Here is a 13407-nt window from a genome sequence, read left to right on the forward strand (position 1 = left end):
AGCCAAGTAGCTATTTTTCGATCATTCTGCTGAAACATTGGGGGCCAAGTGTGATTACGCCTTACAACAAGTCCAAAACTTGTATCGGCTGCTGAATCACCGCATCAACCGGCCAAGAGGCGGTGTCATCGCTGTCAGCAATATAGCCCCAATCTGCCAAAACGGTACGCATTTTCGCTTGCCTGCCTGCCTGCATGTCACGTTCCGCATCGCCTACATACCAACACTCATCAGGCACAATCCCCAATTGGGCACAAGCAAAATACATCGGTTTCGTACTGGGTTTGGGTTCATCAGTGGTGTCTCCACTAACCACCACAGCCGGAGGTGAAACGAATCCCAATTGCGGTACCAGTCGATCAGTAAATGTATGCGGCTTATTGGTGATAATGCCCCAAGCTATGTTTTTTTGCTGCAAACCCAAAAGCATTTCATTTACCCCATCAAACAGCACCGTTTCTCTGGCAAAGCCTTGTTCGTATTCATCCAAAAAATCTTGGCGCCAACGCGCATGCTCGGGATGGTTGCGACCAATGCCAGCACCCAGCAAAATTAATCCACTGGCACCATGACTGGCCACCGGCCGGATTTCGGCCATGCTTTTTTCAGGCAGCCCTCGACGCTTTAGTAGTCGGTTTAACGCGCCACCCAAATCCAGTGCGGTGTCAGCCAATGTACCATCTAAATCAAATAATACGGCACGGGTCATCATGGTTATCCTTACTTGTCAGTGGGTTTAAAGGGCAATGGTCCAAACGGCGTTAGTGATGGTGTTGTGATTCATGGTTTTGTTGCTTGTGTTGATGTAGCTGGCAAAATAAATCATGGCGGTGCCCGCTTTGTGGACTTTCGGTTTGGATGGTGCTGTGGTGGATGTTGTTGTCCTGTAAAACACGCTCGATCTCGGCCACTACCTGCTCGGCCTCGCGCACACTCAATTCGCCATTTACCACCACGTGGCTCGACAGTGCATTTAGCCCGCTGGTAATGGTCCAAACATGTAAATCATGCACTGCCAACACACCTGGCACCGCCAAAATAGTGGCTTGTAAATGATGGGTATCAGCTTCAACTGGGGTGCCTTCCATCAAAATTTGTATGGTCGTGCGCAAGATGCCCCAACCGCTTTTGGCGATCAACAAAGCCACCAGCACGCTAGCCAAAGGGTCCGCCCAACGCCAGCCAAACATCATCATCAAAATAGCGGCGCTGATGGCACCCACCGATCCCAGCAAATCACCCAAAACATGCAAATAAGCACCATGCATATTGACGTTATCATGGGTTTCACCGCCACGCAGCATATAAAGCGCCACCACCATATTCACCACCAACCCAATAACACTGATGATGAGCATGCCCCATGTGGCAATCTCAGGTGGATGCGCAAATCGACCAATAGCCTCATACACAATCAGCACCGCAATCAACACCAAGGCCAAACCATTAATGGCTGCTGCAAGAATTTCAAAACGCTTGAAACCAAATGTGCGCTTACTGCTGCTCGGGCGCTCGCTCAAATGGAAAGCCAGCAGCGACAGACCCAAAGCCAAAGCATCAGAAAACATGTGACCGGCATCTGATAGCAAAGCCAAGCTATTGGTCCACAACCCACCGACTACCTCCACCAGCATATACAGCGCAATAATCACCAATGATACTTTCAGCACTTTTTTATTGGTACTGTGTGTATGAGAATGTTCATGATGATGAGACATAGTTTGCCCTTTTAAAAATGCGCAACATGATCAATGGCCTGTTTTAACAGACCCAATACATGTTCATCATCGCCAGTGTAATAAATCGAAACGCCAGCGCGCCTGGCTTTCACCAAGCGCAAATCTTTCAATATACGCAACTGATGAGAAATAGCCGATTGGCTCAAGCCCAGCTGCTGCGCAATGTCTCCTACTGCGTATTCACCACCACAGAGTAAATTTAATATCCGCAAACGTGTAGGCTCCCCCAATGCTTTGAAAATACGGGTGAGTCGAATTAGCGTGTCATCATCCAATTGCTGATACATATCCATTCCTATATGAACATATATTCATAAATATGATAACCAAGCTGCCTGAAACATACAAGAGCAGAATAACCGTATTTAAGCGAAGCAAATGACAACATTACCCACTCTGCTTCGCTCTTTCCTGGCCAAGCCCAGTAGATATCATTATTTTGAGTTCATCACCTTGAGATTGAGCGCGAAGCTGTGACATCAATGATTGAGCGCGGCTCGCCAATCGGCTATATCTGGCTACTGCGTTGTTGTTCAAAGTCCGCCAACATGGCCAATTCAAAAGCAGAAAAACCAGCCTGCTCCCGAGCATCCATATTCACATGCCCCCGAAAAATGAACAAATCGTAGCGCTGCAATAAACGTCGAAACACGGTCATGGGATCCAAATTCCGCGCAGCGCAAAGATATTGATACCAATGATTACCGACACGCACATGCCCGACTTCTTCACGATAGATCACATCCAATACCGCACACGTTGCTTCATCGCCTCGTTGCGCCACCTTCGCCCTCATGGGCGGTGTCACATCCAAACCACGTGCTTCTAATACTCGGGGAACGAGTGCCATGCGCAGCAATGGGTCAAAAGCCGTTTTGTAGGCCATGTCCCACAAATGATTGTGGGCAGGAAAATCACCATAATCGAAACCCAAGCTTTGCACCCGCGCACGCATCAAACCAAAATGTTTTGCCTCCTCTGCAGCTACTCGTATCCAATCACGGGTAAACGATTCAGGCAATCTGCGAAAACGATAGGCAGCATCGAGTGCCAAATTAATGGCATTGAATTCAATATGGCATACCGCATGCAACAGCGCTGCATACCCTTCTTGCGTGGTCATTTTGCGGTTTTTTACTGCAGAAGGTGGAACCAAAATTGGCTTAGATGGCCGTCCAGCATAGCGGCAATCAAGAGGTGGAGTCGCCACGGCACGATTCAATGTCTCGGTTTTTACACAAGCAGCCTGAAGCGCGTGGGCGCGTGTGCATTTCTCTGCCACGTCATCACATAAAAGTACCGCTTCCAATTCCGAATAAATTTGCATCACTTTCCTTCAAATTCATGAGTCTTATTATACTGTGTCGAACAGAGTTTAAATCTGCGTTAAAGTAGTTAAAAGATCAGCAAGACAAATCATTGTATTCAATACACTATTCAATAATAATCTGTCTTTACAATTCGCACACTGGTCACTGTGCTGAGCCGATTGCGCTACAATAGCCATCATTCAGGCAGCCTATGGCTGCTTTATTATGCTACCCGCCGAAAGGACGTGTATGACACTCAAACAATTATCTAAAACTTTTGCCGCAGCAGCCTTAAGTGCTGGCATTGGTATGACCCACGCAGACGGCATTGCTGCCCTACAGAAATTCAATACGGATACCGATGGTATCAGCGGTCAATTTTCTCAGACCGTGCACAGCAAGAAAAAAACGCAAACCACATCGGGCCAATTCTCCATTCTCCGCCCAGGATTATTTAAATGGGAATACACTCGTCCATATAAGCAAACCATTGTTGGTGATGGCAAAACCATTTGGTTGTACGACCAAGATCTAAAACAAGTTACGAAACGTGCACAGAATCAAACTATAGGGGATAGCCCGGCCGCCATTTTGTCCAACAAAAGTGCTTTGAATGCCAGCTATACTTTAAAAAATGATGGTGCCAGCAGCGGTGTCGACTACGTCCGCGCCACACCCAAGCGCAACAATGCTGGCTATCGCTACATCCGTATTGGTTTCCGAGGCAACACATTGGCAACCATGCAATTGCAAGACAGCTTTGGCAACAATACCAATATTCAATTTAGTGGCGTCAACACCCGACCCAATTTAAGCCGTGGCCAATTCCACTTCACACCGCCCAAGGGCGTAGACGTATTGGGTCAATAAATTAGAACTTAATTGAATGAGCTGGCTACTCAATGACCTTCAGTCCCTGAACATATTATGATTGTTCAGGGATTTTTATTATCGTTCGCCTTCAATTTTGTCGGGCATTGATGGATTGACAGCAAGACGAACTCCACGTTCGGGTATTTTCAATACAACTAAGATAGATCCGACCCTAACAAGGTATCATGATGTCTGCTATGCCATCTTGAGTAAAGTTCTTTCAACAACCCATGGCTACTGGATAACGATATACTCTTTATAGTCAAACCAGATCATCTAACATAATCCATCCATTTATTTATCCGAATATATTCACCAAAGCGATACACCATTCAACAAAAAACCCTGCTTTAAGCAGGGTTTGATATCACAGCGGCAAACTAAGCATCCACTTTTTCCGCCACTTCTTGATATTGTGGAATTTCATTAAAATTCATGTAGCGGTAAATTTCCAATCCTTTTTCATTAATGATGGCTACATTTTCTTTGTATTCATCAATAGTGGGGATATGGCCCAATTTCGCACAAATTGCCGCCAATTCAGCTGAGCTCAAATACACCTGTGAATTTTTACCCAAGCGATTAGGGAAATTACGCGTGGAAGTTGAAACCACGGTGGCACCTTCTCTAACTTGCGCTTGATTGCCCATACACAGAGAACAACCGGGCATCTCCATACGGGCACCCGCGCGGCCCAATACACCATAATGCCCTTCATCCGACAATTCTTTGGCATCCATCTTAGTAGGAGGGGCTACCCACAACCGAACTGGAATGTCAGTTTTGCCATTGAGTAAAGTAGAAGCTGCACGATAATGGCCGATGTTGGTCATACAGGAGCCAATAAATACTTCATCAATGTGCGTGCCGGCGACTTCAGACAAAAATTTCACGTCATCTGGATCATTGGGGCAGGCCAAAATCGGTTCTTTGATGTCATCCATGTTGATTTCAATGACTGCCGCATATTCTGCATCCTTATCGGCTTCCAGTAGTTGCGGGTTTTGCAACCAATCTTCCATTTTCTGAATACGCCGCTTGATCGTCCGCGCATCCTGATAGCCATCCGCAATCATATTTTTCAATAATACAATGTTAGACTTCAAGTATTCGGTGATTGGCTCTTTGTTTAATTTCACCGTACAACCCGCGGCAGAACGTTCTGCCGAAGCATCAGACAATTCAAAAGCCTGTTCTACTTTCAAATCAGGTAAGCCTTCAATTTCCAAAATCCGACCAGAGAAAATATTTTTCTTGCCCGCTTTGGCTACCGTCAGTAAGCCAGATTTAATCGCATACAGCGGAATCGCGTTGACCATATCACGCAAGGTGATACCCGGTTGCAACTTGCCTGAAAAACGCACCAATACCGATTCCGGCATATCTAAAGGCATCACGCCAGTTGCCGCAGCAAATGCCACCAAGCCTGAGCCGGCCGGGAAAGAAATACCTAAAGGGAAACGGGTATGCGAGTCGCCGCCTGTGCCCACCGTATCTGGCAGCAACATACGGTTGAGCAAGAGTGGATAATGCCATCGCCTGGACGCAAAGATACACCACCACGAGAAGAAATAAACTCAGGCAACTCCTTGTGGGTTTTAACGTCTACCGGCTTTGGATAGGCAGCGGTATGACAGAAAGACTGCATCACCAAATCGGCAGAAAAGCCCAAACAAGCCAAATCTTTCAGTTCATCACGCGTCATTGGGCCGGTGGTGTCTTGTGAGCCCACGGTGGTCATTCGCGGCTCGCAATACGTACCAGGACGCACACCTTCGCCTTCAGGCAGACCACATGCCCGACCCACCATTTTTTGAGCCAAACTGAAGCCAGCTGTACTTTCTTCGGGTGATTGTGGTAAGCGGAACTCAGCGGATGCGGGCAAGCCCAATGTTTCACGCGCTTTGGCTGTTAAACCTCGGCCAATAATCAAGTTAATACGCCCTCCCGCCTGCACTTCATCCAGCAAGACAGGGGACTTTAATGCAAATTCCGCCACGGTTGTGCCGTCTTTCACAATTTTGCCTTCGTATGGCAAAATATCCACAACATCGCCCATATTAAGTGCGGACACATCCACTTCGATTGGCAATGCGCCTGAATCTTCTTGGGTATTGAAGAAAATCGGGGCAATTTTCCCACCCAAACAGACTCCGCCAAACCGCTTATTGGGAACATAAGGAATGTCTTGGCCAGTATGCCAAATCACCGAATTGGTGGCAGATTTTCGAGAAGAGCCTGTGCCCACCACGTCGCCTACATAGGCCACCAAATGACCTTTGGCCTTTAATTCTTGCAGCAATGTGATGGGACCGATCTCACCCGATTTATCAGGTGTGATGCCTTCGCGTGGGTTTTTCAGCATGGCCAACGCATGCAGTGGGATATCGGGTCGACTCCATGCATCTGGCGCGGGCGATAAATCATCAGTATTGGTTTCACCAGTAACTTTAAATACCGTAATGGTGATTTTTTCTGGCACCTTGCCGCGTTCCGTAAACCATTCAGCATTGGCCCATGATTCCATCACTTCCTTGGCATAAAGGTTCCCTGATTTGCGTTTTTCATCCACATCGTGGAAGGCATCAAACATCAGCAAAGTATGCTTTAACGCTTTCGCCGCGATGGGGGCCAATTTTGAGTCATCGAGCAATTCAATTAAAGGATGAATATTGTAGCCACCCAACATGGTGCCCAATAGTTCAGTCGCCAATTCAGGCGTAATCAGCGGACTTTTGACTGAGCGTTCAGCGACCGCAGCCAAAAATGACGCCTTCACTTTAGAAGCATCATCTACACCAGGCGGCACCCGATGGGACAACAATTCCACCAAAAATTCGCCCTCACCTGCAGGCGGATTTTTCAATAACTCAACCAACTCTTCGGTTTGCTTGGCTGTTAACGGTAGAGCAGGAATACCCATAGCTTCACGTTCAGCAGCAGCAGCGCGGTAGGCTTCTAACATCTCAAACATCCTTATGTAATGGTTTTTAGGTTTTTATTCTGATGTTGGTATGACAACTACAATAAGCCGCATCATAACCGAAAATGACCCGAATTGAAACAATTTGTAGTCGCCTGTAATTCAATGAAACGCACGAGGGACGTACTTTCAGGCAGCCTCATCCAGACAATAAAGGCTGCCTGAAAAATTTTATTCACTAACGATGTCTGTTTTGCTCGTAAATAGGCAATATCTGTGGCAATTGCTGCTGAATAGCGGCAATGCGCGCATTATTGGTGGGATGCGTTGACAAAATACCGACCAATGCGCCGTTATCCTGATTCACTTGATTCATTTTCTGCCAGACTGTTAGCGCAGCGCGCGGATCATAACCCGCTTCCGCCATGAGCCGTAGGCCACCTGAGTCTGCTTGGTTTTCCTGATGCCGAGAAAAAGGCAAACCAATCCCATACTGGCTGAGTACATCTTGTGACACTCCAATGGCTTCACTACTAATACCGGTTTGTGAGGCCAAAATTTGGCCACCGATATTCATCGCCAAACCCGTGAGCACTTTTTGACCAGCTGCTTGTTTGGCATGCTCAAGTAACGCATGGGTCATTTCATGGCCAATAATGGCCGCAATCTCATCATTACTCAGCCGCAATTGATCCACAATACCGGTATAAACCACCATCTTGCCTCCGGGCATGGCCCAGGCATTTAAATCTTTACTGCGTATCACCGTCAATTGCCAATCAAAAGGTACACCCGTTTTATTGGCCTGCCTCGCATAAGGCAGCATGCGTTCAAATACGGCTCGAATACGCTTTGACGTATCAGAAGTGCTGTCTACTGCGCCTTGTCCGCGTGCTTGATTGACTACTTGTGCATAACTTTTAGCAGCATTGGCATTCAAAGTTTGGGTATTGTAACCAGCCATATCTGCCACTTGAACGCAACTCGCCAATGTAATCGCAGCAAGCAAACTGGCAATTAATTTGTATTGGTTCTTGCTGAATAAAAATCGCATGCTACCTCCCATCAAGATGAACCCACAATCACTGAATTTGGCACAGTACAATCCAGTAACCAGCCAATTACAGCACGCTCAAAACGGCTCTCCTATCCGCACCACACATTGCCGCCATACTCAAAACCGTATTTGCTCCGTTTTAATGCACTTGCTGATGCTGGCAGAGCGCCGATGTCAATGTCGCCAAATCTGCGAAAACCACCTGCGCCCCTGCCACTTTCAATGCATGGGCACTGGTGTGGTGTCCATGAGGACAAAAAGCCAAAACAGTAGCGCCCGCCGCCGCGCCCGCGCGGACACCAGTAACTGAATCCTCAATTACCACACAATTTGTTGCCAGCACACCCAGTCCCAACGCCGCAGCCAAATACACATCGGGTGCCGGTTTATTGGCCGCTACATCATGACCACTGAATACACGTGACTCAAAATATGGCCACAGCCCTACTTTTTCCATCTGCATGGTAAGCTTGGCTCGGTCTGCTCCCGAAGCACATGCGATACGCCCGCTAAAAGCCGCATATATCGACTGCACCATAGCAACAGCGCCATCTATCGCGCACACTTCTTCAGCCAAAGCACGATTGCGCCGTTGGTAAAATTCAGCCATCCACGTATCAGTCAGTGGTTTACCGGTATTGGCCTCAATTAATGCTTTTTGACTGATGACCATTTTGCCCACAAAACAGCGCATGCACTCTGCTTCAGTTATGTGCCAGCCTGACTCATTCAACATCTGCTGTAAAACACGATTGGTAATGTTTTCACTGTCTACCAACACACCATCACAATCAAACAAGGCTGCCTGAAATGGATGCACTCGTTGCATTAAATCAGTCATTCAGATCTCCATCAACATACAGCCACTGCCCGTTTATACACTCAAAACGGCTGGTTTCAGCCAATTTTTCGGCACGCCCATTGTCTTTATAACGCGCCACAAACGCCACGATCTCATGCTGTGCATCCAGAATCCGATGTGATGTTACCGTTAGCCCGATCCACTTAACTGAGTTTTCTTGCGCGCCCACATCCAAAGGACGTGTTTGCGGATGCCAAGTCCGCTTTATGTAGTCGAAATCATGACACGCATAAGCGGTATAACGCGACCGCATCAATACCGCCGCATTTTCCGGTTGGCGCGCCCCGCGTAAATAAGGGCCACAACATTCAGCCAATAAGCGCGTATGCCCCTTGTTATTCAAGGCGCCACATGGGCAGACTACTTGATGTGGCTGTGCTTTTTTCTTCATTCCCATCACCTCATCCATTTTCAGGCAACCGATTCAATCATCCGCAGTCAGCGACTATGGTTGCTGAACATGCCGAATCACCACAGCTGACGTATAAAACGCAAAGTACTGTAGCAAAATGGTAGTGTCTTATAAACGCTTCAGGCAGCCCCGTTAGGCTGCCTGGAAACCCCTACACAATTCTACTAGCGACTAATGGATTCCAAAGTCCGACCTTTGTTTCTTCCCCCAACAACGCAACCACCACCGCCACAGCCAGTAACACCACTGTAAACATGATAAAGACACGTGAGAAAGCATTACTGCCAACCATCATATGGGTCACCACTAATGGCGCCACAATACCCCCCATGCGACCAATAGCAGAAGCCCAGCCAGAGCCAAAAGCCCTTATATTGGCTGGGTATTGTTCTGGTGTGTAGGTATAGAGCACACCCCAAGCACCCAGATTGAAAAACGACAGTAAACAACCCCACATAATAATAGCCGCTTCCGAATTTGCTTGGCCAAAGAAATAAGCACACGCAGCGCAGGCGGCCATGAATCCAGCCAGCGTCGCCTTCCGACCCGCTTTCTCAATCAACCATGCGGCTGCCAAGTATCCTGGTAATTGAGCCAGAATCAGCACCAAGGTATATTCAAAAGACTTTACAATATCAAATCCTTGAGCAACCAATAAACTGGGTAGCCACGTAAAAATCCCATAATACGAGTACACAATACCAAACCAAATCAACCACAGCATCAACGTACGCCGAGCAAAACCACCCGACCACAATTGCATGAATGACACCGTATGCTTTTCAGCCACGGGGGCGACTTCAATTTTTTCCACTACAGGCACGCCTGCTTCTTTTTCCAAGGCACAAACAATTTGATGAGCCTCATCAATGCGACCTCGATTGATTAAATAGGGAATCGATTCAGGTATTTTTCGCCATACATAAAACACATACAAAGCGGGGATTCCTCCAATCAGGAAGACTGTATGCCAGTCATGCTTAGGAATCACAAAATAAGCAATTAGCGCGGCCACCAACCACCCCACACCCCAAAAGCTTTCCAATAAAACAATAAAACGCCCACGCACTTGTGCCGGTACATATTCGCTGACCAAGCTCACTGCCACGGGAAGCTGACCGCCCAACCCCAAACCCACAACAAACCGAAACACCAACAACCACGTTAAATTTGGCGCTAATCCGCACAGTGCAGTGGCTACACTGTACGTTACCAAGGTAGCGGCAAAAACAGTTTTACGACCAATTTTATCGGCAATACCACCCGCCAACACTGCACCAATCGCCATGCCCACAAAGCCGATGCTCACTACCCAAGCCTTCTCACTTGGCATCAAATGCCACACCTCTGATAAACGCGGCATGATAAACGCAATGATCCCAGTATCCATGGCATCAAACATCCAGCCCAGACCAGTAATCAACAACAGTCGGTAGTGAAAAGCGCCTACCGGTAAACGCTGCACACGCGCCAATAAATCCATCCTGTTCCCCCTTGTCGGCAATAGATCGATCTTGGTTTATTTACCTAATCGGCTGCCGCAATTGTATCCGATCGTACTATGGGCAATTGTTTACGCGGATTACTGGCATCAAAAACCTGAATAATGCCTTCTGCCAACATATCCGTACTATTCACCACATGCTGTGCCCCCGCCTGGCTAAATGCCTCAAGCTCTTTTTCACCTTCACTAAAAGTAATTACATTTAAATGGGCATTCATACCCAAAGCTTCTTGAATAATAGCCACAACTTCAGTTTGATTGCTGATAGTAATCACCAAATTTTTGGCCTGTGTCACGTGCACAGCATCCAGCATTCCTTCAGATAAAGCGTGTCCATAAGCCACAGGAATTTGCTGAGCACGCAATTCTGTTGCCACATTTAACCGGCTTTCTTGAACATACACCTGCTCCTGCCGCTGCAACAAATGGGCCAATACCACCTGACCGATAGGCCCCGCACCCACCAAAATGGTATGGTTCTCTGCCGCGGGAGCAACCACCATGTCTTCATCTTGAAACAAAATTGAAACGGGTCTAATGGGCGCCGCTACTTTGGCTTGTGGTCTATCTGAAATAACGTCGCTGTCTTGGGCTTCTGCTGGTGTAGATTGAACATTTTTCTGCTCTGATGTTGCAGGAGATTTTACAGTTTTCTTGCTTTGATATTTATTCAGCCACACAAATAAAAAAGGGTTAATCACAATGGACACAAGGGCAGCCCCTAAAATCAAATCACTCGCCAACTGCGGTAGGATTTTATACACCATCCCCAAGCTAGCAATCATAAAAGAGAACTCACCAATCTGTGCCAACGCAGCCGAAATGGTTAATGCCGTATTTTTTGGGTACCCCAAAATTCGCACAATGAAAAAAGCGCCTAAGCTTTTACCGATGACCACAATAAACACTGTAGCCAATAAAAGCCATGGTTCGCGCACCACAATACTGGGGTCAAACAGCATGCCCACAGACACGAAAAACAATACCGTGAAAAAATCGCGCAATCCGGTGGTTTCTTTTTCAGCAGTGTGATTCATTTCCGTGTCGTTGATAATCATGCCTGCAAAAAAAGCGCCCAACGCAAATGACACACCAAACAAGTAATTGGCCAAAATAGCGCAACCCAAAGCAATGGCCACCACTGCCAAACGAAACAATTCAGGATTACCGGTACGCACCACACGCTTTAAAGACCAAGGTATTAATTTCCGCCCCCCGATCATCATTAAGGCAACGAAAGCAACAATTTGCAGCAAGGTCTTACCCAACAATATGGCCGTTTCACTGCCTGAAACATCGCCTTGGCCAGACAAAATAGGCGCCAACGCAGGGATCATCACCAACACAAACACCATGGCAATATCTTCTACAATCAGCCAACCTGTTGCAATTCGACCGCGCGTGGTGTCCATTAACTGCCAGCGTTGAAGCGCCGCAATTAAAACCACGGTGGAGGCACAAGACAAGGCTAACCCAAATACCATGCCTGCCCCCCATGACCAATCTAGCAACCAGCTTAGGGCAACACCCAAAATCGTAGCTAAACTAATTTGGATAATTGCACCCGGCAAAGCAACCTTGCGCACAGCCAATAAATCTTTGATAGAAAAATGCAAACCTACCCCGAACATCAGCAATATCACACCTAACTCAGCCAGTTCTTGCGATAGTTGTACATCAGCTGTAAAACCTTCAGTATGCGGGCCAACAATAATACCGGCCAATAAATAGCCAATAAGGGGGGGCATTTTTAACTTCTGAGCCACATAACCCAAAATAAAAGCAAAAAACAAGCCGCCAACAATGGTTTCAACCAAGGGAAAGGAGTGGTGCATAGAATGATCAATTTCTTTCAGTTGGGTGTAATAGAAGCCTTTATTCTATGGGAAATGCGTGTAATTACAAATCAATTTCTGCTTTTTTGCGGTCATTCACGAAAATTTGCCGTATTACCCCGCACAATACGCAATAACCAAATGCTCAAATTGCAATTTTCAAAAAGATAATAAGACAAAAGAAAAATTAGCACTCTGGTGGCGAAATAATTTGTCCTCAAGGCTGCCCAATAAGACTGCAACCAAATTATTTATATTTTCAACATAACTCAATCCAAAAGACTCATGTCGAATGATTGTCGCGAGATTGTTTTGCTGCGCAGAAAGATACCGTAGACGGTGTTTCATCGGATCTTTGGTTGATGTTGGTTGACTATCATACAAGGGCAGTTCACGATGCAACCATTATGTATATTGGCTTGTGTTGATGTTGGTTGATTATCGTAGACAAAAAAATAACCCCATTTGGGGTTAGTGTGGTGCGGATGGAGAGACTCGAACTCTCACACCTTTCGGCGCCAGAACCTAAATCTGGTGCGTCTACCAATTTCGCCACATCCGCATTGATTTAAAACTTAAAGCAAAATTGAATCTAATTTCGATATCTTAATAATGAAAACAGCACAACCACTCCGATGATTGCACTGCTTTTTTTATTTTGGTGCCGGCACCAAGAGTCGAACTCGGGACCTTCTGATTACAAGTCAGCTGCTCTACCAACTGAGCTATACCGGCAACGAGGGCGCATTATGCGCAATTTAGCTCAATTTGACAAGGCCATTATGGGTTTATTTGACCACCGCATCACACCCCACTGATTTAACAATAGAAATATTCAGGCAGCCTTTACATTAAATCTACAAATGTAAATAAAACAATACATCCGTTATAA

9 protein-coding genes, 2 tRNA genes and 2 pseudogenes are annotated in these 13407 nt (G+C 46.6%); 1 reads left to right on the forward strand and 12 read right to left on the reverse strand.

Annotated elements, in window-relative coordinates; translation table 11 throughout:
* Nucleotides 1-61 precede the first annotated feature (61 nt).
* From A2F46_RS04035 to A2F46_RS04050, 4 genes are all read right to left on the reverse strand, one after another.
* Nucleotides 62-709: an HAD family hydrolase gene (locus tag A2F46_RS04035; protein ID WP_066567032.1), complete on the reverse strand. Its 648-nt coding sequence runs from the start codon at nt 707-709 to the stop codon at nt 62-64.
* Nucleotides 710-761: 52 nt separating this feature from the next.
* Nucleotides 762-1718, reverse strand: coding sequence for a cation diffusion facilitator family transporter (locus A2F46_RS04040; protein ID WP_066567034.1), 957 nt, complete (start codon nt 1716-1718; stop codon nt 762-764).
* Between the two features lie 11 nt (nt 1719-1729).
* A complete protein-coding gene (locus A2F46_RS04045; RefSeq protein WP_304437933.1) occupies nt 1730-2026 on the reverse strand; it encodes a helix-turn-helix transcriptional regulator in 297 nt (98 codons plus the stop codon).
* A 221-nt stretch (nt 2027-2247) separates the two neighbouring features.
* Nucleotides 2248-3066, reverse strand: coding sequence for a ferritin-like domain-containing protein (locus A2F46_RS04050; RefSeq protein ID WP_082783564.1), 819 nt, complete (start codon nt 3064-3066; stop codon nt 2248-2250).
* Between the two features lie 232 nt (nt 3067-3298).
* On the opposite strand from A2F46_RS04050, the gene lolA reads away from it, so the two are divergent.
* The gene (gene lolA / locus A2F46_RS04055) at nt 3299-3919 is read left to right on the forward strand and encodes an outer membrane lipoprotein chaperone LolA (protein ID WP_066567039.1); all 621 of its coding nucleotides are present in this window, start codon (nt 3299-3301) and stop codon (nt 3917-3919) included.
* 383 nt (nt 3920-4302) lie between these two features.
* Here the strand turns inward: lolA and acnB are convergent.
* The 8 genes and pseudogenes from acnB to A2F46_RS04095 form a co-directional block, all read right to left on the reverse strand.
* Nucleotides 4303-6887, reverse strand: a pseudogene (acnB, locus tag A2F46_RS04060) (bifunctional aconitate hydratase 2/2-methylisocitrate dehydratase).
* A 196-nt stretch (nt 6888-7083) separates the two neighbouring features.
* Nucleotides 7084-7899 carry a M48 family metallopeptidase gene (locus A2F46_RS04065; protein ID WP_066567048.1) on the reverse strand — a complete coding sequence of 272 codons (816 nt, stop codon included), beginning with the start codon at nt 7897-7899 and terminating at the stop codon, nt 7084-7086.
* Between the two features lie 142 nt (nt 7900-8041).
* Nucleotides 8042-8743 (reverse strand): HAD family phosphatase, encoded by a 702-nt coding sequence (locus A2F46_RS04070; protein ID WP_231867698.1) that lies wholly within the window; start codon nt 8741-8743, stop codon nt 8042-8044.
* The gene (locus A2F46_RS04075) at nt 8736-9155 is read right to left on the reverse strand and encodes a YchJ family protein (RefSeq protein WP_156471552.1); all 420 of its coding nucleotides are present in this window, start codon (nt 9153-9155) and stop codon (nt 8736-8738) included. Before A2F46_RS04075 ends, A2F46_RS04070 begins: the two co-directional genes overlap by 8 nt.
* Before the next feature lie 185 nt (nt 9156-9340).
* Nucleotides 9341-10659: pseudogene (locus A2F46_RS04080) on the reverse strand (MFS transporter).
* A gap of 44 nt (nt 10660-10703) precedes the next feature.
* On the reverse strand, nt 10704-12515 hold the full coding sequence (locus A2F46_RS04085) for a cation:proton antiporter (protein ID WP_082783565.1): 1812 nt from the start codon (nt 12513-12515) through the stop codon (nt 10704-10706).
* A gap of 477 nt (nt 12516-12992) precedes the next feature.
* Nucleotides 12993-13077: transfer RNA gene (locus A2F46_RS04090), tRNA-Leu, on the reverse strand.
* Nucleotides 13078-13174: 97 nt separating this feature from the next.
* Nucleotides 13175-13250 (reverse strand) — tRNA-Thr (locus A2F46_RS04095).
* Between the last annotated feature and the right edge of the window lie 157 nt (nt 13251-13407).

Origin of the sequence: Snodgrassella sp. CFCC 13594, from assembly GCF_001590725.1 — a bacterium.
Classification (GTDB): Bacteria; Pseudomonadota; Gammaproteobacteria; order Burkholderiales; family Neisseriaceae; genus Snodgrassella.

Excerpts from the sequence above, each read along its gene's own strand:
- A2F46_RS04050 (WP_082783564.1), bottom strand. The coding sequence starts at position 3,066 with ATGCAAATTTATTCGGAATTGGAAGCGGTACTTTTATGTGATGACGTG.
- A2F46_RS04035 (WP_066567032.1), bottom strand. The coding sequence starts at position 709 with ATGACCCGTGCCGTATTATTTGATTTAGATGGTACATTGGCTGACACC.
- A2F46_RS04045 (WP_304437933.1), bottom strand. The coding sequence starts at position 2,026 with ATGTATCAGCAATTGGATGATGACACGCTAATTCGACTCACCCGTATT.
- A2F46_RS04040 (WP_066567034.1), bottom strand. The coding sequence starts at position 1,718 with ATGTCTCATCATCATGAACATTCTCATACACACAGTACCAATAAAAAA.
- lolA (WP_066567039.1), top strand. The coding sequence starts at position 3,299 with ATGACACTCAAACAATTATCTAAAACTTTTGCCGCAGCAGCCTTAAGT.
- A2F46_RS04070 (WP_231867698.1), bottom strand. The coding sequence starts at position 8,743 with ATGACTGATTTAATGCAACGAGTGCATCCATTTCAGGCAGCCTTGTTT.
- A2F46_RS04065 (WP_066567048.1), bottom strand. The coding sequence starts at position 7,899 with ATGCGATTTTTATTCAGCAAGAACCAATACAAATTAATTGCCAGTTTG.
- A2F46_RS04085 (WP_082783565.1), bottom strand. The coding sequence starts at position 12,515 with ATGCACCACTCCTTTCCCTTGGTTGAAACCATTGTTGGCGGCTTGTTT.
- A2F46_RS04075 (WP_156471552.1), bottom strand. The coding sequence starts at position 9,155 with ATGAAGAAAAAAGCACAGCCACATCAAGTAGTCTGCCCATGTGGCGCC.